This is a genomic window from Nocardia alni (assembly GCF_019038435.1).
Classification (GTDB): domain Bacteria; phylum Actinomycetota; class Actinomycetes; order Mycobacteriales; family Mycobacteriaceae; genus Nocardia; species Nocardia alni.
This window is the reverse complement of record NZ_JAGPOX010000034.1, coordinates 1-20764: the sequence shown is the minus strand read 5'-3', so window position 1 is coordinate 20764 and position 20764 is coordinate 1. Positions and strand designations below refer to the sequence as shown.

Below are 20764 nucleotides of genomic sequence, written 5' to 3'. Positions count from 1 at the left end.
CGTGGCTCACGGCGCTGTGCCGTGCCGCAGCGCCGTGAGGGCGGCGGCGATCGCGTGCAGGGCCAGGCCCTGGCCCCAGGGCTGGGGGCGGTCGTCGCGGATGACGCTGTAGCCGAAGGGGATAAGCTGCAGGACGGTACCAGCGCTGACGCGGGTCAGCAGGCCCTCGGTGTCGACGTAGGCCAGCGAACCGCACACCGCTCGCCATCCTGCGGCGGCGATCTCGGCGGGGCAGTGGGGAATCACCGCGGCCGCACGCAGCATCGCCGCGCCCAGGCCCGCTGCGGCGGAGGTCTCCAGGATTCCGGCGTTCTCGGGCTGCTCGTCGACCAGAACGCTCCACACACCGTGCCCGGGCTGATGGTCAGCGAGCCAGGACAGTTGGCGCAGCAGGGATTCGGTCACCCGTTGTCGTTGATCCGGTGGGACCGCGACCCGTTGGCGTGCCGCGAGTTCGAGGTACTCGACCGCGGCCAGTGCGTACCAGGCATTGCCACGACCCCAGTGACATCGGATCGTCTCGCCGCGATGCGAACCGTGCGCGAACAGTCCGGTAGCCGGGTCCTGGAGGATGTCGGCATGGGCGAGAAGCTGTGTGCCGAATTCGGTGACCAGTGTTGCGTCACCACGGTATTCGCCGAGATGACCTAGGAACACCCCGGCCATGAACGTGGTGTCCGCCCACACTCCGCCCGGCCAGTGCTCCAGCGCGCCGCCCGGAGCCCTTGTCGCGTCGGGTGATTCGCGTAACCACCGCGCCAGCTCATCGGCGATATCGGCCAGATCGGGGTGGTCGGCGGCGGCGAGCATCGCCGCCGTACCGGGGGCCAGATTGTTGACGTGGGTGATGGCGATCCCGGCGCCGCGCTGATTCCGCAGCCATCCCACGACCTCGTCGGGGATCGGCAACTCGCGCGCCCGGGCGTAGCGAATCATGCCGAGCAGGCATACCCCTTCACCCCAGAACCATGACGGCAGTCCGGTTTTCCAGGTTCCCGCCACCACCCGCTCGCCGAGTTCGAGGAGCCTGGTAGGCGTCAGGCCGGTCAGCGGCGGCAGTGGCGGCGCGGCCTCGCGGGACGAGGTCAGGTCATCGGGCGGCACGGCGCTTTTCCCAACCGTCCGGCAGCGTGAAGCGGCCGTTGGGGTCGGGGGCGCCGTCGCCGGACCGGCGGCGCGGCAGGACCGAACTGGCCGGTTCGATGCGGCGGCCCTCGGCCAGGTCCAGCACCAGGCGCCGGCCGTTCCACTCGGCCTCGAGGCTGTCCGCGCCGAAGGGCAGGCGCACGGCCGGATTGTCGAGATGCGGCGGGCCTTGCGCGGGTTCCATCGGCGCCGAATCGTTCACGGTGAACGCGCCCGGCCAGCGCAGCGACAGTCTGCGCCCGTCCCTGGTCCGCCACTGCACGCAATCCGGCTCGAATTCCGGATCGTTCAGGGCGGCGACGAATTCGGTGAACGAGCCGTCGGTGGCGGCTCGCCCGACGGTGACGACATAGCCGAGACCTGCCCCGCGCGGCAACCAGGCCTGATAGGCCTCGTCGCCGGTGGTGCACGGCCGTAGGCCCCCTGCCGTCGCGACCGCGACATATCCTGCCTCGACGCGTCCCGCGAGCCACGGGCCGCGTTCGGTCCACTCCTCCAGATGTGGTGTGGGGAACCAGACATGGGTCGAGCCGAACGGATCGTCGTCCGGAACCTGGTGCAGCACAAGGACGGTATCGCGGTGCTGATGCGCTCGGGGCAGAATGCGCTGTCCCGCCCAGGCGTTGGGACGAGCCGAGGACGAGGTGCTGTCCGCGGCCGGATGGGTGGCGAACACCTGGACCTCGGGTCCGAGCGTAGCGCCCCAGATGTGTTCCTGGAGTCCGGGCAAACCGGATCGGTAGTCCTGCACGCTGGAGAGCATCGCGTCGGGCGTGCGCCACACGCGCAGGTCCGAGCCGTAGGGTCGGGAGAGCAGATCGTGTTCGGGCCGGTACCGGCCGCGATACACCTGGCGGCCGTCCCACTCCTGCGGCGGCGTCGCGGCGATCTCCCCGATCAGCTCGGGCATCCGATAGCGATCGGCGGTGGCCAGCACGGTCGCGGGCAGTACCGCCGAGTTCAAAGCCCCTGCGCCCCAGAGTGTCCACATGATCGGCGCGGTCTCCTCGAACCGGGACGAGCGCAGCGTGGGCACATACGAGCGGCCGTGCGCGGCGCCGTGAATCCCGCGCCACGAGTTGCACGCCAGGGTGAGTAGCGCCTTGTCCAGCAGGGCCTCGGCCAGCCGCCGCATCCGGTAGTCCCCGGCGAATTCGACCCAGGACACCAGGGCCAGCGCGTCGATGGCCAGGTAGGCGTTGGAGTCGAATTCGCTGAAACCGCCGGATAGCTTGCGGCGCATCCACTCCTGGGCCAGGCCGCGGCCGTGGTCGGCGTGCTCGCGCCCGGTGCGGCCCGTATTGGTGAACATCTCGTCCGGAAACAGCTCACCCACCAGGGTTTCGGCGGTGTGCCAGACGAACTGGTGGTTCTCGGTGAAGTAGCACATGGCGTCCAGGCCGGGCTGGTCGATCCAGTACTTGAACCCCAGTAACGCGCGCCGCACCCGCTCGTGCTGGTCGGTGGTCCACACGTCGTCGCCGAGCCGCTGTCGCAGATGCACCAGCGCCAGCGCCTCGAAATCGGCGCAGTCGGATCGGGATTCGATCATCCGCAACGCCGGTGCGAGGTCGTCGTCGGCGATTTTGGCGTGCGGGTCGAGCGCGTGGCGAGCCAGCGCCCGGGCCACGCCGGGCACGCCCGCGGCGACATGCCGCAGCAGTTCCGATCGCCACTGCGCCGGGTCGGTGTCGCCGGGGCCGGAACGATAGTTCTCCGGCACACGGGCCGCCCGCAACTGTCGCGTCACCGGCGCCATGGGGTCCGGGACTCGCACGGTCAGCACCGTTTCGCCGGTCGCGAGCATCGAGGCGGTCGCGTCCGTCGCGGCGAGGCCGTACGACGGATCGGCGCCCCCGGGCGTCCCGCTCGCGGCGTCGGCCGATTCGGCTATCGCGCTGGAACTTTCGACGATAGGTACGATCGCTGCCTCGTCGGTGATCTCCACCTCCTGTATCCGGCCGCCGGCGGTGATCACTTCGTACCGCGCGCCGACCGGACCGCTCATCCGGACGGTCCCGTCGGGGCTGGCCCACGGGCCGATGCCGACCGCGTCGAGCAGGTGTTCCGCTGTGGCGGCACGGTATTCGTCGGCTTCGGGGGAGGGGATGACCACCCGGACCGGCAGGCCGTCGATCCGCAGGCTCGCCACGTGACGGCACTCCCGGAACGCGACCTGCCAGGTGAGCAGATGTATGGTGGTCGCGCCCGAGCGCAGCCGTACCCGGACCTGGTCGCGATACGGTTCCATATAGCTGAAATCATCGCTCTGCCACAGCAGCTCACCGTCGGCGAACAGTGCCGCCGGACCGGTGCAGCTCACCTCGAGGACCCGGTACTCGGCCTGGTCGACCTCCAGCACGGTCGCGGCGATCGCCTGGCGGTACTGCGGGGTGAAGCAGAACTCGCTCCAATCCAGCAGTCCGTCCGCGCCGACGTGCCGACGCTCCCAACGCGATTCGCGCCGCTGCCCCTGCGAGTCCCAGGAAAAGTCCGCGCCCTCGCACACCTGCGGCATCGGCTGGCCGACATCGAGCGGATGGATCTGGTAGAGCCGCCGTTTGAGCGGCGCGACGTCGGGACCGTTGGTCAGCACCCAGCGCCCGTCCTGGCCCCACGGACTGCCCGTGGCCTCGAGCACGAGGTCCAGATCCCGGCACGGCGTCGACCAGACCGGCACGCTGAGCCAGTCGCGGACATAGCCACGCCGGTCCAGGGCGTGTACCGTGCGCCCGGTCGGGGGCAGTAGGTCGTTCACCTGATCGCTCCTTGGACGAGACCGGAGATGATCTGCCGATCGACACTACCGCCCCGCGAGGATCTGGTCGAAGGGGATAGCTTGCTGTCCGGACGACGACCACCGTCGTGGTCGGTCGCGGCAGTCCGAAATGCCACGGGCTCTGTCGATTCAGCGGTGGACGGACCGTCCGCCGAATGCGCTGCCGAACCGGGCGGTTCCGGCGATGATCAGCGTGAGCAGCGGCAGAACCCAGAGCGCGGTGCCGAGACCAGTGAGATCGGCCAGATGGCCGATCAGCGGTGGGCCCGAGACGAATCCGAACCAGCCCAGCGCCGAGACGGTAGCGATGGCCGATCCGGAATTCGATCGAGCGGCACTGGCCGATCCGGCCGCGCTGAACGCGCTCGGCACGAGCAGCGCCAGACCGATGCCCATCGTGGCGAAGCCGATCAGCGCCGTGATGGGCTGGCGGGTCAGCAAGGCGATGCTCATGCCCGCCGCGGCGATGACGGCGAGGACGGGCAGCAGAGTTCGGTTGCGGAATCTGCCTTGCAGGAAGGTCCCGGACAGCCGCATGGTCACCATCGCCAGGGCGTAGGCGGCGTAGCCCAGACCCGACAACGCCGCGCCGGCCCGCAATTCGTTGTGCAGATAGTTCGCCGACCAATCGGCCACCGCGCCCTCGCACAGCATCGAGGCGAAGGCGATGCCGCTCAGTGCCAAGACCACCGCCGAGGGGCGAAGGCGTCGCCGCAGAGGCGGGAGTGGTTGGTCGCCATCGGGTTTCGTGTCGCCGTCGGGTATCAGGAAGCGCGACAACATCTCCAGGACGAGGATGGCGGGCACGCCCAGCAGGGCCAGTTGCGGGCTCAGCCCGATGCCGGTGGCGACGGCGCCGGATCCGACGAGCGCGCCGAGGAATCCGCCGATGCTCCACACGCCGTGCAGGCGAGACATGATCGGCGTCCCGACGGCTCGCTCGACGGTGACGGCCTGGGTGTTCATCGCGACGTCCAGCGTCCCCTGGAACAGACCCCACAGTGCGAGCGCGAGGAACAACTGCGTCGTCGAGCCCACCATGCCGACGGCGATACCACTCACCGCGTAACCGGCGATCGCGATGCGGACCACGCGGTGGCTGCCCAGCCGGGACAGCGCCCAACTCGAGATCGCCATGGCGGTGATCGAACCGATCGGCGCCCCCAGCAGCGCGGTGCCCAGGGCGCCGTCGCTCAGCCCGAGCGCCGATTCGATCTGCGGGATGTGCGCGGTCCACGACGCGAACAGCAACGCGTGCACCAGGAACGTCGCCGCCAGCGATACCTGCGCGGCCACAGGCGATCTCGACGTTCGCGATTCGGTATCCGGACGCTCAGACACGGTGCACGTCGATGCCCTCGGCGGACAACGCCGCGAGCACGTCCTGGGGAGCGTCGGTATCGGTGACCACGACGTCGATCGCCGATGTCGCACAGACCACGGCCATCGCCGTGCGCGTGAATTTGCTCGAATCGATCATCGCGATCGTCCGTGTCGAGGCCGCCATCGCCGCGCGCTTGACCGCGGCGTCCTGTAGGTCGTATGCCGTGACGCCGCGGTGCGGGCTCAATCCGCAGCAGGTCAACAGCATCGTGTCGAACCGCAGTGTCGACAGATTCTGCTCGGCCATCGGTCCTACCAGCGAGGTTTCACCGGCTCGCACCGTTCCGCCGGGCAGGAGCAGCGAAACACGCGGGGCTCCGGCCAATATGGTGATCGCGTGGACGGCCAGCGGAACCACGGTCAGCCGTCGCGATGCGAGTACGTGCGCTGCGGCCGAACCCGTTGTGCCGCTGTCGAGTACGACCGACTCACCGTCCCCGATCAGGCCCACTGCGGCGGCGGCGATCCGGGTTTTCGCCTCGGCCCGCTCGAGTTCGCGCATGGCGAAGGGCATCTCCTCGCCGCGCAGCATCGTGCTGACCGCGCCGCCCCGTACCCGGCGCAGTACTCCCGCCTGCTCGAGTTCGGCCAGGTCGCGGCGCACCGTGACCTCTGATGTGCCCAATTCCTGCGCCAGCTCGACGACCGTGACCAGTTCCGAGGTCTTCAACGCTCGAACGATCTCCGCGTGCCGGGTCTCTGCAACACCCATGCTCATAATGTACACAGAATCTGATCATTCGAAAGACATAAGTGATCGAATCAGCGATTGAGGGCGGCATCCAAGGCGGCGATCTTCGGTGAAGGGCCCGTACCAGCTATTCGGTCCGGCGCCGCAGTGTCGCTGTGGCCACCAAGAGCGTCGCGAGGATGAAGACGGCGATGATCAGCAGGTCTCGCAGCAGGATCGCCGTCGGCATCGGAAACGTGCCGACCTCGCTCATCGCCTCGTCGACGTACCGCAACGGCAAGGCGTAACCCGCCCACTGCAACGGTACGGCCATCTGCTCACGCGGCCAGATCAGGCCGCACAGCAGGGTCTGCGGCAGGATGACCGTCGGCGCGAACTGCAGTGCCTGGAATTCGGTGCGCGCGAACGCACTGGTCAGCAGCCCGGTCGCGGCCCCGAGCACCGCGGTGACCGTCGCGACGACGATCACCATGCCGAAACTGCCCTGGGACCGCAGCCCGAGCAGTCCGTAGGCCACGACCGACGCGACCGATGCCTGGACGACGGCCAGCAGCCCGAAGGCGATCCCGTAGCCGAACAGCAGATCCACCTTGTGCGTCGGCGTGCTGAGCAGTCGTTCGAGCGTGCCGCTGATGCGCTCGCGCACCATCGCCACGCTGGTGATGAGGTACATCGAGATGAACGGGAAGATCCCGAGCAGTGTCAGCCCGACCTGGTCGAAGATGTCCATCCGGACGCCGAAGATGTAGCGCAGCAGCGCGAGCAGCAGGCTGGGCACCGTCAGCAGGACCGCGACCGTGCGCCTGTCATGACGGACCTGCGTCAATACCCGTGCCGCCGTGGCGAGTGTGATCGTGATCGACATCAGGACCTCACCCGGTCGGTGTCATCGAGGATGAGCTGAAGGAATGCGTCTTCCAAATCCGTTGTCCTGGTGTGTGACCGGAGATTGGCGGGAGTGTCGTCGGCGAGCAGCCGTCCCTCGCGCAACAGCAGCAGGCGGTCGCATCGATCGGCCTCGTCCATCACGTGACTCGACACCAGCAGCGTCGTCCCGCCGTCGGCGAGCACGTGGAACTGCTGCCACAGGTCGCGGCGCAAGACCGGATCCAAGCCGACCGTCGGCTCGTCGAGCACCAGCACGTCGGGACTCGCCAGAAGCGCGCAGGCCAGGGAGACCCTGGCCCGCTGCCCGCCCGACAGCGTGTCGACGAGCCGATCCGCCAGGTGCTCGAGACCGACATCGGTCACCGCGCGCCGGGCGGCGGCGGAACCGGTGCCGTAGATGGCGGCGAAATACCGCACATTCTGGCGAATCGTCAGGTCGCCGTACACCGACGGCTGTTGCGTCACATACCCGACGCGGCGGCGCAACGCGGCCGAACCGGCGGGCTCGCCGAGCACTCGGATGTGCCCGGACTTGATCTTCTGCACGCCGACGATCGCCCGCATGAGCGTCGTCTTGCCCGAACCGCTCGGTCCGAGCAGGCCGTACACCGAGCCCCGCGGCACGACGAAGCTCACGTCCTCGAGGACCCTGGTTCTGCCGCGCTCGACGGTCAAACCGTCGGTGTCGATTGCGTTCATGATCGTCACTCCGGGGTCGTGATCGTCATCTTCTTGTCGATGTCGGAAACCTTGATGTCGAGCGTGGATCCGTCGCTCGGGAACGTCAGCGTGGTGTCCACCGGGATATGGGTTTGCTCGACGCGCAACCAGGTCGTGATCGTCGCGGCCGTGGTGGCGCCCGGCAGCAGGTGTGCGATATCGGCGGCGGGCAGGCCGCCGGTCACCTCGAACGAGTCGATGCCCAGCCGCCTTTGCCGGGCGATCGTCGTCGGGTGCTGGATATCCGCGAGCAGGTGTGCGAGGCCGTGGTGCGGGTCGAGGAGATTCGTCGCATCGAGTACACGCGTCGTCGAGCGGGTGAAGGCGCCGGACGAGGTCTTGGTGTAGAGGGCGTCGCGCACCTGGGCGAAATCGATCGGTGCACCGAGGACGGGTGCGATGGATCCCGCTGCCCCACCGCCGTTCTCGGTCGTGATGTCGGCCTCCAGCCGTTGGACGGGCAGCCCCGGCACCGCGCCGTCGGTGACGAGCGCGACATGGGCGCTGCGGATCGACCCGCTGGCGAGTGCGGCATCACGCATCATCAGGGACGCGGCGGGCAATCCGCCGTTCAGTGAACAACTCGTGGCGAGCAGTGCGAGCGCCGCGAGGCCGAATTCCTTGCGCACGTTCCTCCCTCCATATGGGTAGCAACACTATCCATAGGCTAGGGCATTTCAGGGACAAAGGGTAGGGTTGCTATCCATGAGCGCGGAGGCGTTGAAGGGGCATCTCGACGGAATGATCCTCGCGGTGCTCGCGGCCGGGCCCCGTCATGGTTACGGGGTGATCGACGCACTGCGTACGGAGAGCGGCGGCCGATTCGACCTGCCGAAAGGCACGATCTACCCGGCGCTGCACCGGCTCGAGCGCGCCGGGCTGATCGACGGACAATGGTCCGATGAGAACGGCCGTCGGCGCCGCACTTACGAGCTGACCGCGGCCGGGCGTCGCCGACTCGGCGTGGAGCGCCGATCATGGCATGAGTTCGCGGCGGGTGTGGGCGCGCTGCTCGGTCAGGAGGAGCCATGGCCGGCAACGTGATCGACCGGTACCTGACGGAACTCGACCGGCGCATGGCGACGCTGGACGCACGCGTGGCCGGCTGCCGAACCTCGATACTCGCCGAGATCGCCGACGGGCTCTCCGATTCGGTCGAGTACCACCGGGGCCGCGGCCTGACCGTCGAGGAAGCGCGCCGTGCCGCCGTCGCGGAATTCGGTGAAGTTTCCGACCTGGCAAGGGAATTCGCGCCGGAGATCGCGGCCCGCCGGGTACGGCGTTACGGTTTCGGACTGACCGCGACCGGGCCGCTGATCGGTGTGGCGTGGAGTGCTGCGGCACTGGCGGGGTCGTTCGCGGTCGTTCCGCTGTGGCTGACTGTCGCCGGTATCGCCGCGCTGGTGGGTATCGCGCTCGTCGTGGCCCCGATCAACGCGTACATCACTGCGGCGATGGGTTCGGCCGGGCGCTGGATCCACCTGCCGTGCCATGCGGCGGCCCGCAGGCTGCTCGTGAGTGCGGTAGGCACGATGGTCATCGACGTGTCGCTGGTCACCGTCCTGGTCGCGGTGCTCTTGCTCGCGCCCGCCGCCGTCTCCGTCGTGCCCGCCACGGCAGCGGCGGTGCTCAGCGTCATCCGCATCGGCGTCGCGACCAGGAGCGTTCAGCGTCTCGCGGCCGTGCGTGCCATGCCCGCCTGACGATTCAGCGGGCGCTCACGACTCGGCCCGTGCATTCGCCGAGTGCCAGGAGGCCGCCGTCCGGACCGGATGCCTTGCCACGCAGGGTCACCTCGTCGCCGTCGCGCAGGAAGGTGATGTCGGTGCCGTCGGCGAGTGTCAATGGTTCGGCTCCGCCCCAGGTGATTTCGAGGAAGCAGCCGCGTTGTCCGCGTTCCGGTCCCGAGACCGTGCCGCTGGCGAAGAAATCACCGGGGCGCAGTGTTGCGCCGTTGACGGTCATATGCGAAAGCATTTGCGCGGCCGTCCAATACGTCGTCCCGTACGGTGCCCTCGATACGACCTCGCCGTTGAGGACGATCTCGATCACGATGTCGAATGCCCATGGGGGAGCGGCACTGTCGTCGAGGTAGTCGGCCAGTGGGGTATCGCGCTGTGGTGGGGCGATGCGAGCGTGGTCGAGACAGGCCAGCGGCGTCACCCAGGTCGCGATCGATGTGGCGAAGGACTTTCCGAGGAACGGGCCCAGGGGTACGTACTCGAAGGCTTGGATATCGCGCGCGGACCAGTCGTTGGTGAGCACCAGGCCGAAGATATGGTCGGCCGCGGCCGTGAGGGGGATCTGCCCTTGTGGCGCGGGCGATCCCAGGACGAAACCGACCTCGGCCTCGATATCCAGGCGGCGGCTGGAGCCGAAGGTCGGCGGGTCGTCGGGTTCCGGTCGCAGGCCCCGGGGGCGCGGGACCTCGGTGCCGCTGGGGACGATGGTTCCGGCCCGGCCGTGATAGCCGATGGGCAGATGCTTCCAGTTCGGTGTCAGGGGCGGCTGTCCGGGGCGGAAGATCCGTCCGACGTTGGACGCGTGGAATTCGTTGCCGTAGAAGTCGACGTAGTCCGCGACCGTGAACGGCAGATGCAGGGTGACCTCGGTGAGTGGAACTGCCTCGGCGACAATGCTTTCGGCAGCGGCGGGGTCGCTCACGGCGTGCACGAGTCCGGCGTGTACCCGGTCCCAGGCGGCGCGGTCGCGGGCCAGCAGGGCATCGAGGTTCGCGGTGTCCGTGACCGCGATGTCATCGGGTGCCGCGCCCGCGCGGCGCAGCAGTGCGGCGGCATCCAGCACGTGATCGCCGAGCCGCACACCGAGTTTCGGTACGCCCGCGGCGGTCGAATACGAGCCGTACGGTAGATGCGTGGCCCCGAGGCCCGCGGTGGTCAGGTGCTCGGCCGCGCTCATTCCAGCTTCCTTCCGGCCCAGGTCCAGGCGTAGACACCGTCGTCCGCGGCGGTACCGCCCTCGCCGAGTTCCAGCGGCCGGAAGGTGTCGATCATGACCGCGAGTTCGTCGACGCTCTCCACGCCGATCGAGGCCTCGACCGCGGCGGGCTGGGGTCCGTGCGCGTATCCGCCCGGATGCAGCGATATCGACCCGATCCCGATCCCGGAACCCTTGCGTGCCGCGTAGTCGCCGCCGACGTAGAACATCACCTCGTCGGAATCGACGTTGGAGTGGTAGTACGGGACCGGAATCGACAGCGGGTGGTAGTCCACCTTGCGGGGCACGAAGGCGCAGACGACGAAGTTGTCACCCTCGAAGACCTGATGTACCGGCGGGGGCTGGTGGATCTTGCCGGTGATCGGCATGAAGTCCGCGACGTTGAACGTGTACGGGTAGAGGCAGCCGTCCCAGCCGACGACGTCGAACGGGTGATCGGCGTAGACGAGCCGGGTGCCGATGATCCCGCCGGACGCCGCCCGGTGTTTCACCAGCACCTCGATGTCCTTGTCCTCGACCAGGATCGGCGATCCGGGACCGTGCAGGTCGCGTTCGCAGTAGGGAGCGTGCTCGAGGAATTGGCCGAACCGGGACAGGTAGCGCGCGGCCGGTGCGATGTGGCTGTTGCCCTCGATCGCGTACAGCCGGCTCGAGCCGTCGGGTAACCATCGGTGTGTCGTGGCTCGGGGGAGGATGACGAAATCGCCCGTGCGATAGGGCAGCTCGCCGAATACGGTCTCGACCGTGCCGTGCCCGGACTCGACGTAGACGCATTCGTCGCCGATCGCGTTGCGGTAGTAGGGCGATACCGCGTCCGCGACCACGTAGCCGATGCGAACGTCGTTGTTGCCCAGGACGAGTCGTCGTCCGGTGACGGGATCGACGTGCCGGGCGTCGTCGGTGAACAGTTCGTGCAGCCGCAGATGACGGGGTTTCAGCGGATGGTTCGGCGCCGTCGAGTGGGCCGGGAGATCCCACACCGCGCTGTCGACGATCGCGGAGGGAACCGTGCGGTGATACAGCAGGGCGGAGTCCGAGGAGAAGCCCTCCTCGCCCATCAGTTCCTCGTAGCGCAGCCTGCCCGCGCTGTCGCGGAACTGGGTGTGCCGCTTATCGGGCACCTCGCCCACGCATCGGTAGTGCGCCATACCCACCTCGATGTTCGATAATCGGTCACTTAGTGGTCTATTATCGAATATATTTCGCTGGAATGTGATCCGTGTCAATACCGAACGTCTTCGCCGCCCTGATCGACGACGCCGGGATCACTGCCGCTGCCCGCCGCTGTGCTGGCGCATGCCGCTCATCGGCATTCACCCGTGCGTGACCTGGTCGGACCGTTCGTCGTCGGGACAGATGCGCTCGAGGCCGGCGCTGCGATACACCCCGGCCGCAGGATCCGATGAGGAGGGAACAATGACAGCCGTGACCCGCCCCGAACCGACCGATGGCGCCCAGACGCTCGAACGCGGCCTCGCGGTCCTGGTCGAGCTGAGCCGCCACGTCGACGGCATGACCACCGCACAGGCCGCCGCGGCCTGCGGTCTCCATCGGTCGATCACCACCCGCCTCCTGGTGTCGTTGCAGCGCACCGGATTCGCCCATCGCGACGAGGCCGGCGCCTACCGCGTCGGCCCCGCCGTCTTCGGTCTGCTCGGCCTGTCCCACCCGCACCTGCGCGACGTGGCCGCACCCGTCCTGGACCGCCTGGCCCGAACGGTCGACGCGACCGCCTCCCTGGTCGAGGTGGTCGACGGCTACGCGGTCACCACCCTCGTCGCCGAACCCCCGAGCAACGGCCCCCGATACTCCTATCGCCTCGGCAACCGTGACCCCCTGGACCGCGGTGCGGGTGGCGTAGCGGCCCTCGCCGCCGGCCCACCACAACCGGGCGAGTCCGACCGCGTGACCGCCGCCCGCACCCACGGCTACATCATCACCCACGGCGAACTCAACCTCGGCGCCCACGCCATCGCCGCCCCCCTCCCCGGCTGGGGCGCCCTCGCGGCGATCAACATCGTCACCAACCGGCAAGACATCATCGACACCGCCCACCACCCACTCCTGAACGCCGTCCACGAAATCGGCACCCACACCGCCGCCGAGCAACCGCGCTGAGTCGCTTTGCGCTGCTGGTCACCGATGGTTCGGGAGGGAACGCTGTAGAGTACGACCCGCGGTTCGAGGATGTGAACGGACAAACGCGCTGAGGAGTTCGTCATGCCTTATACAGTGGATTTCGATACCGTATCGACTGTCGGTCTGGAGTCGTCGCCGGTCGCGGCGGCGCTCGCGGGTCTGCGGGCGAACGAGGCACGGTACTTCCGGAACAAGTACGACCACGTCTTCACGGTGGAGTCTGCTGGTGATACTCGGCCGACCGTCGACTGGGTGCATCGGATCCTCGAGGATGAGCGGGGCATCGTCATCGCCTCCCGCCCGCTCGAGACCACGGCCTTCCAGGTGGACGACATGCGGTTCGCCTACGTTTTCTACGAGAGCGGTCTGTCGATCAACGTGATGTACTCCGTCGACGGTCTCGACAAGCGTGCCGTCGGGTTCAAGTTGTCCGATGGGATGGAGGTCCCCGGCGAGCTCGGCGCGTTCAAGTTCGCGCGGCAGAAGTCGAAGCTCGCCGGAACCATCCGTGGTTCCTACTTCGTCATCAAGGGCGAGTACTGATCCACTGTTCGCAGCGGGCCTGCCGGTCGATCGTCGACCCGGACGTCCTCGGATTGCTTGCCGTGGCCCTCGACGACGAATCGCTGCGGACGACCGCTCGGGGTGAGATCGCGGCTAAGGCTTGATGCCGACTCCGCCGATCCAGTCCAGCCAGCTGTCCTCGGCCCCCTCCGCCGGATCGGTGCGCCACTGCGATACCCGAACCACGCCCGGTTCGACCAGCTCGAAACCGTCGAACAAGGTCGCGATCTCCGCTGCCGACCGGGGGCGGCCGGGCGTGGCCGTCTCCCGTGACATTCTCAGCAATTCCGACAGCTGGTCGGCAGTCCATCCTTCGTTCGTGAAATGAGAGATCGCCAGCACACTGCCCGCCGGAATTCGATCGCGCAGGCGGGCGATCACGGCGGCGGGGTTGGCGTCGTCGCCGACGACGTGCAGGATCGACAAGAGCAGGACCGCGACGGGTTTATCGAAATCAAGGCTGCCCGCGACCTCATCGGAGCCGAGGATTCCCTCGGGATCCGCGAAATCTTTCCGCACCGCCGACGCCCAGGGCACGTCGGCCAGCAGACGCTGGCTGATCACGTTCGCTACCGGGTCGTTGTCGATATATACCACGCGCGCGTCCACACCGAGATTGGCGAGGATCTCGTGCACATTGCCGACGGTCGGAATGCCGGAACCGATATCGAGGTACTGGGTGATGCCCTGTTCGGCGCAGAAGGTCACGACCCGGCGCAGGAACGCGCGGTTGGCCCAGGTCGCCTCCCTGATACCCGGCCACATCCGCTCCAGTTCGTCGGACCACTCCCGGTCGACGGCGAAATGGTGCGAACCACCCAGCAGATAGTCGTAGATGCGCGCCATACTGGCCACGTTCGGGTCGATATCGTCGACAGCCCACTCGGGAAGGAACGGCACCTGCGACATTCGGACCTCACTTCACAAACCCGCCACCCGCGATATGCGACCGGCTCCTCGCATCTGTGGCTACAGAGTATCCGCGTAAACGGCTAGCTCTTCTTCATCTGCTCGTACACCTGCTTGCACTCCGGGCATACCGGGGAGCCGGGCTTGGGGGAGCGGGTGACCGGGAAGACCTCGCCGCACAGGGCTACGACCATGGTGCCCATGACGGCGCTCTCGGCGATCTTCTCCTTCTTCACATAATGGAAGTACTTGGGGATATCGCTGGTGGTCGACTCGTCGGTGGTGGTGTCCGGGTGGACCAAGGTGTCGGTACTCACCTGCTCAATAATGCCAGTCTCGGGCCGAGAGTGTCGTCGGGAGGGGTGGTCGTGCGGGTGAGGATTCACCGCGTGTGCATTCGACATCGGCGAGTGGAAGACTCGAGGTATGCAGCGTGACGGCGAAACTCCCGATGCCGAGGGCCGTGAAGGCACAGTCCGTGCGGATGCCCTCCGCGACGGCGAGGCCGGTACCGAGGCGAGGACGTCGGCTGACGCGGAAACCGAGACTCCGTCCCCGGACCCGGACTCGTCCGCTGGGCAGGGGTATTTCCGGGACACGTTGAACCTGGGCCCGGTGCCGCCGCCGCGCAAGCGGGCAAGCTTCTTCCGCGCGCCGAAGCAGGACGGCCCGGTGCTGATCACCGAGGCCGCGCCCTCCCTGGAGCAGCAGCATCGCTCGCGGGTGCGCCGGTACATGCTGCTGATGGGGTTCCGCATCCCCTGCCTGGTCCTGGCCGCGGGCGCCTACGGCCTGTGGCACAACGCGCTGATCTCCCTGGTGATCATCGGCGTGTCCATTCCGCTGCCGTGGATCGCGGTGCTCGTCGCGAACGACCGCCCGCCGCGCCGCAAGGACGAGCCGAGCCGGTGGGACGGCCGCCGCGCCGAACACAAGGCAATCGAATCGGGGCGGAACCGTTCGATCGACGGTTGACGTCTCTGAGCAGCGCCGTCACCGGGTGATCCAGGGGTTTCTGATCGGTCACTCACCTGGTGACAGTTCGATCACTCACCCGGTGACCGCTACTCGGGCGGTTGTCGAGCGCGAGCGAATCAGTCCCGACAGCACCGCCGCGATCGCGCACAATCCGCCCGCGATGTACCAGGCCAGGTCGTAGCTGCCCCGCACGTCGCGGACGATGCCCGCGCCGACCGCGGCCAGTGCCGCGCCCACCTGATGCGAGGCGAACGCCCAGCCGAACGCGACCGGTCCGTCGTCGCCGAAGAACTTGCGGCACAGCGCGACCGTCGGCGGCACCGTGGCGACCCAGTCCAGCCCGTAGAAGACGATGAACACCCATAGGCTGGGCTTGGTCTCCGGGGCGAGCAGCGAGGGCAGGATCAGCAGCGACAGCCCGCGCAGGGCGTAGTAGGCGATCAGCAGATAGCGGGCGTCCATGCGGTCGGTCAGCCAGCCCGAGGCGATCGTTCCGGCCACGTCGAAGACACCGACCGTCGCCAGCAGCGAGGCCGCGGTGGTCGGCGGCATGCCGTGATCGTGTGCGGCGCTGACGAAATAGGTGCCGACCAGGCCGTTGGTCGAGGCGCCGCAGACCGCGAAACCCGCTGCCAGGAACCAGAATTGGGGTTTGCGCGCAACCCGGAACAGGACCGTGGCCGCCCGGGTGATCCCACCCTGCGGCGGGGTGCGCACGCCGATCGCGCTGCCGGGTTCGGCGCCGTAGGCCCGCACGCCCACATCACTGGGAAAATCCCGGATGAACAGCAGTACCAGCGGCACGACCGCCAGCGCCGCACCCGCCACCACCAATGACGGCAGCCGCCAGCCGTGCGCCTGCGCCAGCATCGAGATCAGCGGCAGGAAGATCAGCTGACCGGTCGCGCTTGCCGCGGTGAGCACGCCGGTCACCAGCCCACGATGGCGGACGAACCAGCGTCCGGTGATGGTGGCGACGAACGCCATCGACATCGACCCGACGCCGACCCCGACCATCAGCCCCCACGTCGCGATCAGCTCCCACGGCCGCGTCATGAACACCGTCAGCCCGCTGCCCGCGGCCACCAGCAGCAGCGCGAACGCCACCACCCGCCGGATGCCGAACCGGTCCATCAGCGCCGCGGCGAACGGCGAAATCCCGCCGTACAGCACCATGTTCAACGAAACCGCCGCACCGATCGTCCCGTGCGACCAGCCGAATTCACGATGCAGCGGATCCATCAGCACGCTGGGCACCGAGCGGAATCCGGCCGCGCCGATCAATGCCACGAAGCCCGTCGCGGCGACGAACCAGGCGGGGTGAACCCGCCGACCGGCCGAGCCCGCCGACGGAACGGACGACGTGCGGGCGGATCGCGCGAGGTCCGGCTCGACGCTTCCGGGGTCTTGCAGTTCGGTCACCGGAAAATCGTGCCCGAGAACCGGTTGCGGATCGAGTGGCCTGAATGCCACAATCCGTCAATATCTGGCCAACGCTGAGAGGGGTGGCATGTTCCGGTGGAATTGGGTGTTCATCGACCGTCCTGCCGACCGCTTCGACGCCGCAGAGGCATTCTGGGCGAGGGTGACCGGCAGCGCCCCGTCCGAGCGGCGCGGTGATCACGGCGAATTCGTGACGCTCTATCCCACGCAGGGCGACCCGTGTCTGCGGATGCAGGCGGTCGGTGATTCCGGCGGCGCGCATGTGGATCTGGACGTCGAGGACCTGGCGGCCGCCTGTGGCCACGCCCGCTCGCTCGGGGCGAGCCTGGTCACCGATTACGGTGATTACGCGCTGATGCGCTCGCCCGCGGGCATGGCCTTCTGCCTGACCACCGAGGACGGTGCGCGGATCCCGCCGCCGACTCCGTCGCCCGGTCCGGGCCTGAGCCGTCCGGATCAGATCTGCATCGATATCGGCCCCGGAGCGTTCGACGCCGAGACGCGCTTCTGGTCCGCCCTGACCGGCTGGGATCTGCTGTCCACCACCGAACCCGAATTCACCCGCCTCGCCGTTCCCGATCGGTTTCCGGTCCGAATCCTGTTGCAGCGCTTGGACGAAGAGAGCGCACCGGCCGCGCATCTCGACCTGGCCTGCTCGGACGTCGCGGATGTCGCGGCCTGGCACGAGAGTCTGGGCGCGCAGCGGGTCGGCGAATTCCCGTACTGGACGGTGATGCGCGACCCCGCCGGGGGCACCTACTGCCTGACCGCTCGTGATCCGCATACGGGGAAGGTGATGCAGTGACAGGCACCGCACCGGTCCCGCACAATGTCGCTGTCCTGGCGCTCGAACCGGTGGTCGGTTTCGACCTGACGATCGCGCCCATGGTGCTCGGATCCGCCGAGGGCGCCGACGGTGGACGCCTCTACGACGTGCGGGTGTGCGGGATGAATACCTCGGCGGTGTGGTCCACGATGGGCTACGCGATCCTGCCGCAGGGCGGGCCCGAGCTGCTGGCCTGGGCGGATACGGTCATCATTCCCGGCACTCAGCTGCCCGGGGCGCGCCGGGAAGGCACCCTTCCGGCCGAGGTGTCGCAGGCGTTGGCGACGATCCGGGAGGACGCCCGCATCGTCTCCATCTGCACCGGCGCGTTCGTGCTCGGCGCGGCCGGACTGCTCGACGGCCGCCGCGCCACCACGCACTGGGCCCACGCGCAGGATTTCCGCCGGCTGTATCCGCGGGTGTGCCTGGACGAGAACCTGCTGTTCGTCGAGGATGGGAGGTTCTGCAGCTCGGCCGGTTTGGCCGCCGGCCTGGATCTGTGCCTGCACCTGGTGCGCACCGATCACGGCAGCGAGATCGCCAACGCCGTGGCCCGCTATGCCGTGGTGCCGCCCTGGCGCGAGGGCGGCCAGTCGCAGTTCATCGATCGGAACGTCCCCGAGGACGGCTCCGACGGCACCGCGCCCACCCGGGCCTGGATGCTGCGCCACCTGGACCGCGAGCTGGATCTGGCCGCCCTGGCCGTACACGCCCGGATGAGTGTGCGCACCTTCACCCGTCGCTTCAAGTCCGAGACCGGACAGGCACCGGGCGCGTGGTTGCAGCAGCAGCGCCTGCGTCACGCCCGGCATCTGCTCGAGTCCACCGAACTGTCGATCGACGAGGTGGCCCGCGCGGCGGGCATGGGCACCGCCGCCTCGCTGCGTCACCATATGCGCACCGAGCTCGGTGTCCCGCCGCTGACGTATCGCAAGACCTTCCGCGCGGTACGGCAACCGGTCGGACAACTCCGGGGATCGTGAGCACGCGGAGCCTGCGGGGCGGGTGGCCTCGGGCGTCCGAGTTCCCCCGTCGACCTCGGTCATGTGGCAGGCTCGCAGTATGAGCGACGAGATCGATCTATCGGTGACGCTCGAGCAGTACCTGCGTGTCTTCCGTCAGCCCGAACTCACTCGTGGGCAGCTCGAGTCGTTGTACGAGAGCGTCGAGCTGTTCCTGGACGAGATCATCCCGCGTGCGGGCGAGATCCTGCCCCAGGGTGACCTGAACCAGGAGTCCGTCTCCCTCGCCCTGCAATTGGAGCGGGCGCTGGAGCACGCCCTGGCCGAACGCGATGCCGCGGATCGGGAATACGAACGCCGCGTGGAGATTCGGGGCCGGATGGTCGCCGCCCTGGACACGCTGGACGATTTCATGCGACAGATGCCCGTCCTGGCCAAACGCGAGATCGCCATCGGCACAGCGGCGCTCGACGAGGGTTTCGAACTGCGCGACGGTGGCGCCGTGCGCATCGCACCGGCGCAGGACGAGAGCGATCCAGGAGCCCTGGAGCTTCGCCGCGCCGACCTCGAGGAACAGTTCACCGCGGCGGTCGCCGCGCGCGGGGAGCTGATGCGCTCCACCATCGAGACCCTGCGCGACCGCCTCGGTTTCTCCGCAGACGGCACCGGAATCCCCTGGGTGCTGCGGGAATTGGCGACCAGCGGGCTGGATGTCGCCGAACCGTTCGCGGGCACCGCGTCGATCCTGCCCGAATGCGCCCTGAAGGATCTGCTGCGGCAGATCATCGCCGACGTCGAACTGGCTCGTACCGCCGCCGAGTTCGATGAGTCCGAGAGCGACTTCGACGAATCCGAGAACGATTGAGGCGCGGGCGCCCGATTCACCTAGACACGGTGACGGTCGTCGTCGAGGGGCCGGGCGGGGTGTCGTCCTTACCGCGGATCAGCCGTGAGATCCGCAGGCGGACATGGTCGAAGCGGGTACCGGACGCGGGCCAGAATTCCTGCACGGTGGCGTTGAATTCGGCCCCGAGGATGACCGCGAATGCCAGGAAGAAGGTGAACAGCAGGAACGCGATCGGAGTCGCCAGGGCGCCGTAACTGATTCCGGTGCGGGTCACCCAGGCCAGGTAGCGGCGCAGGATCTCGCTGGCCGTCATGAAGAACACGCCCGCCAGAAGGGCGCCGCCGAACAGTCGCAGCCACGGCAGCGAGCGGTGCAGCGCCAGCTTGTACAGCGTGGTGAGCCCGACGATGAGCAGCAGACCGGTACCGGGATAGTAGAACTGGTCGATCAGCCGCAGCCCGGGTTCGCGCCACGCCTCGGGCAGCGCCCGCCCGATCAGCGTCGGCCCCAGCGCCACCAGCGGCAGCACGAACACCGACACGATCAGGAACAGCACATAGAGCAGCAGCGCGAAGATCCGCTGCCACACCGGATTCCGTGCGTCCTGCTGCTTGTGCGCGGCGACGATCGCGTCCACGAACGTCGACATCGCCGAGGACCCGGCCCACAGCGACAGTACGAATCCGAACGACACCACCGCACCGCGCCCCCGTTGCAGCACATCCCGCACCGTGGGAGCGATCAGATCGTCGACCACGGTGGGGCTGAACAGATTCCGGCTGAACGTGATGATCTTCGACTCGACGATGTGCACGGTATCTGGCCCGAACCAGCCCCCGACATACCCCAGACACCCCAGCAACCCGAGCAGCAACGGCGCCAGCGACAACGTTTGCCAGAACGCCGCCGCGGCGGACTTGGAGAATATCGAGTCGTCCCAGGCCTTCACCACCACCCGCGCGATGAGCGCCCACGCCCGCAGCATCCCGTGCACGACCTGCCCGATCACCGGTAGCAGCCATCGCCCTGTCGCCCGCGCGGCGCTACCGGCCCACCCGGGCCGCCTGCCGTTGCCGCCCGTTCGCGGCGTGTCTTGATCGTCCATTCCGCCTACAGCATCACCCACCACGCCCCGCCCCCGCGCGCCGACCACCGAATCGTGTCGCGAGTGTCGCATGCCGCAGCCGACCCGATCGGCGCCACCACGTGAGAGATCCCACAGGCGCAATCGCTGACGGGACTTCTCCGTGCAGCTGACGAGACTTCTCCGTGCAACGGAACCACGGGGTGTAGCGCACCGATGCAGTTCTCGCCTAGGCTCGGCTCTCGGTATGGCTCGGCGCCACTGGGTCCTGAAACGCAACTACCGTCCTGAAACGCGACCACCGACGTGCCCAGCGGCGAATCGTCTCTGTGGGCCGGAACCCCTGGACGGAGGCAATAACAATGAGGTTTTCGGCGCGGCGCGTCGGTCGGGTACCGCTGCGTAGGCGACGAAGGAGCAAGCAGCGGTGCCCGACCGACGGGCCCC

The 20764-nt window shown here is 68.1% G+C and carries 21 protein-coding genes; 8 read left to right on the top strand and 13 right to left on the bottom strand.

The features are described from left to right. Nucleotides 1–6: 6 nt before the first annotated feature. From JZ791_RS15535 to JZ791_RS15505, 7 genes are all read right to left on the bottom strand, one after another. Nucleotides 7–1104 (bottom strand): glycoside hydrolase family 88 protein, encoded by a 1098-nt coding sequence (locus tag JZ791_RS15535; protein WP_216895424.1) that lies wholly within the window; start codon nucleotides 1102–1104, stop codon nucleotides 7–9. Continuing rightward, the gene (locus JZ791_RS15530; RefSeq protein WP_216895422.1) at nucleotides 1091–3904 is read right to left on the bottom strand and encodes a hypothetical protein; all 2814 of its coding nucleotides are present in this window, start codon (nucleotides 3902–3904) and stop codon (nucleotides 1091–1093) included. The genes JZ791_RS15535 and JZ791_RS15530 overlap by 14 nt, the downstream gene beginning before the upstream one ends. A gap of 150 nt (nucleotides 3905–4054) precedes the next feature. Then, nucleotides 4055–5221 carry an MFS transporter gene (locus JZ791_RS15525; protein WP_216895420.1) on the bottom strand — a complete coding sequence of 389 codons (1167 nt, stop codon included), beginning with the start codon at nucleotides 5219–5221 and terminating at the stop codon, nucleotides 4055–4057. 37 nt (nucleotides 5222–5258) lie between these two features. Then, on the bottom strand, nucleotides 5259–6020 hold the full coding sequence (locus JZ791_RS15520) for a DeoR/GlpR family DNA-binding transcription regulator (RefSeq protein ID WP_216895418.1): 762 nt from the start codon (nucleotides 6018–6020) through the stop codon (nucleotides 5259–5261). A 106-nt stretch (nucleotides 6021–6126) separates the two neighbouring features. Continuing rightward, nucleotides 6127–6864 (bottom strand): ABC transporter permease, encoded by a 738-nt coding sequence (locus JZ791_RS15515; RefSeq protein WP_216895416.1) that lies wholly within the window; start codon nucleotides 6862–6864, stop codon nucleotides 6127–6129. Next, entirely contained in the window at nucleotides 6864–7586 is a 723-nt protein-coding gene (locus tag JZ791_RS15510) for an ABC transporter ATP-binding protein (RefSeq protein WP_216895414.1), read from the bottom strand. Before JZ791_RS15510 ends, JZ791_RS15515 begins: the two co-directional genes overlap by 1 nt. A 5-nt stretch (nucleotides 7587–7591) precedes the next feature. Next, entirely contained in the window at nucleotides 7592–8236 is a 645-nt protein-coding gene (locus JZ791_RS15505) for an LppX_LprAFG lipoprotein (RefSeq protein WP_216895412.1), read from the bottom strand. 76 nt (nucleotides 8237–8312) lie between these two features. Here JZ791_RS15505 and JZ791_RS15500 point away from each other — a divergent pair, with 76 nt between their 5' ends. Together JZ791_RS15500 and JZ791_RS15495 are read left to right on the top strand one after the other, a co-directional pair. Further along, nucleotides 8313–8651 carry a PadR family transcriptional regulator gene (locus JZ791_RS15500; RefSeq protein ID WP_216895410.1) on the top strand — a complete coding sequence of 113 codons (339 nt, stop codon included), beginning with the start codon at nucleotides 8313–8315 and terminating at the stop codon, nucleotides 8649–8651. Then, complete coding sequence (locus tag JZ791_RS15495) at nucleotides 8636–9310, top strand: permease prefix domain 1-containing protein (RefSeq protein WP_216895408.1); 675 nt, start codon at nucleotides 8636–8638, stop codon at nucleotides 9308–9310. Before JZ791_RS15500 ends, JZ791_RS15495 begins: the two co-directional genes overlap by 16 nt. Nucleotides 9311–9314: 4 nt before the next feature. Here JZ791_RS15495 and JZ791_RS15490 read toward each other — a convergent pair whose 3' ends face one another. Continuing rightward, nucleotides 9315–10526: a fumarylacetoacetate hydrolase family protein gene (locus tag JZ791_RS15490; RefSeq protein WP_216895406.1), complete on the bottom strand. Its 1212-nt coding sequence runs from the start codon at nucleotides 10524–10526 to the stop codon at nucleotides 9315–9317. Beyond that, entirely contained in the window at nucleotides 10523–11713 is a 1191-nt protein-coding gene (locus JZ791_RS15485) for a homogentisate 1,2-dioxygenase (RefSeq protein ID WP_216895404.1), read from the bottom strand. Before JZ791_RS15485 ends, JZ791_RS15490 begins: the two co-directional genes overlap by 4 nt. 268 nt (nucleotides 11714–11981) lie before the next feature. Here JZ791_RS15485 and JZ791_RS15480 point away from each other — a divergent pair, with 268 nt between their 5' ends. Both JZ791_RS15480 and JZ791_RS15475 read left to right on the top strand, forming a co-directional pair. Further along, complete coding sequence (locus JZ791_RS15480; RefSeq protein WP_216895402.1) at nucleotides 11982–12683, top strand: IclR family transcriptional regulator; 702 nt, start codon at nucleotides 11982–11984, stop codon at nucleotides 12681–12683. 102 nt (nucleotides 12684–12785) lie between these two features. Next, nucleotides 12786–13247 carry a DUF8821 family protein gene (locus JZ791_RS15475; protein ID WP_216895400.1) on the top strand — a complete coding sequence of 154 codons (462 nt, stop codon included), beginning with the start codon at nucleotides 12786–12788 and terminating at the stop codon, nucleotides 13245–13247. A 114-nt stretch (nucleotides 13248–13361) separates the two neighbouring features. On the opposite strand, the gene JZ791_RS15470 is transcribed toward JZ791_RS15475, so the two are convergent. Then, nucleotides 13362–14177, bottom strand: a complete 816-nt coding sequence (locus tag JZ791_RS15470) for an SAM-dependent methyltransferase (protein WP_216895398.1) — start codon at nucleotides 14175–14177, stop codon at nucleotides 13362–13364. Between the two features lie 83 nt (nucleotides 14178–14260). After that, the gene (locus tag JZ791_RS15465) at nucleotides 14261–14494 is read right to left on the bottom strand and encodes a DUF3039 domain-containing protein (RefSeq protein WP_216895396.1); all 234 of its coding nucleotides are present in this window, start codon (nucleotides 14492–14494) and stop codon (nucleotides 14261–14263) included. Nucleotides 14495–14792: 298 nt separating this feature from the next. Between JZ791_RS15465 and JZ791_RS45010 the strand changes: the two genes are divergently transcribed. After that, nucleotides 14793–15152: a DUF3099 domain-containing protein gene (locus JZ791_RS45010; RefSeq protein WP_308162943.1), complete on the top strand. Its 360-nt coding sequence runs from the start codon at nucleotides 14793–14795 to the stop codon at nucleotides 15150–15152. Nucleotides 15153–15227: 75 nt separating this feature from the next. Here the strand turns inward: JZ791_RS45010 and JZ791_RS15455 are convergent, their stop codons facing one another. Beyond that, on the bottom strand, nucleotides 15228–16577 hold the full coding sequence (locus tag JZ791_RS15455) for an MFS transporter (RefSeq protein WP_438804525.1): 1350 nt from the start codon (nucleotides 16575–16577) through the stop codon (nucleotides 15228–15230). An 88-nt stretch (nucleotides 16578–16665) separates the two neighbouring features. On the opposite strand from JZ791_RS15455, the gene JZ791_RS15450 reads away from it, so the two are divergent. The 3 genes from JZ791_RS15450 to JZ791_RS15440 all read left to right on the top strand — a co-directional run bounded on the left by JZ791_RS15450 (nucleotide 16666) and on the right by JZ791_RS15440 (nucleotide 19251). Further along, entirely contained in the window at nucleotides 16666–17403 is a 738-nt protein-coding gene (locus tag JZ791_RS15450) for a VOC family protein (RefSeq protein ID WP_216895390.1), read from the top strand. Then, nucleotides 17400–18407 carry a GlxA family transcriptional regulator gene (locus JZ791_RS15445; RefSeq protein ID WP_308162939.1) on the top strand — a complete coding sequence of 336 codons (1008 nt, stop codon included), beginning with the start codon at nucleotides 17400–17402 and terminating at the stop codon, nucleotides 18405–18407. The genes JZ791_RS15450 and JZ791_RS15445 overlap by 4 nt, the downstream gene beginning before the upstream one ends. Before the next feature lie 79 nt (nucleotides 18408–18486). After that, on the top strand, nucleotides 18487–19251 hold the full coding sequence (locus tag JZ791_RS15440) for a hypothetical protein (protein WP_216895388.1): 765 nt from the start codon (nucleotides 18487–18489) through the stop codon (nucleotides 19249–19251). 16 nt (nucleotides 19252–19267) lie between these two features. On the opposite strand, the gene JZ791_RS15435 is transcribed toward JZ791_RS15440, so the two are convergent. After that, complete coding sequence (locus tag JZ791_RS15435; RefSeq protein WP_216895491.1) at nucleotides 19268–20218, bottom strand: YihY/virulence factor BrkB family protein; 951 nt, start codon at nucleotides 20216–20218, stop codon at nucleotides 19268–19270. Nucleotides 20219–20764: the final 546 nt, after the last annotated feature.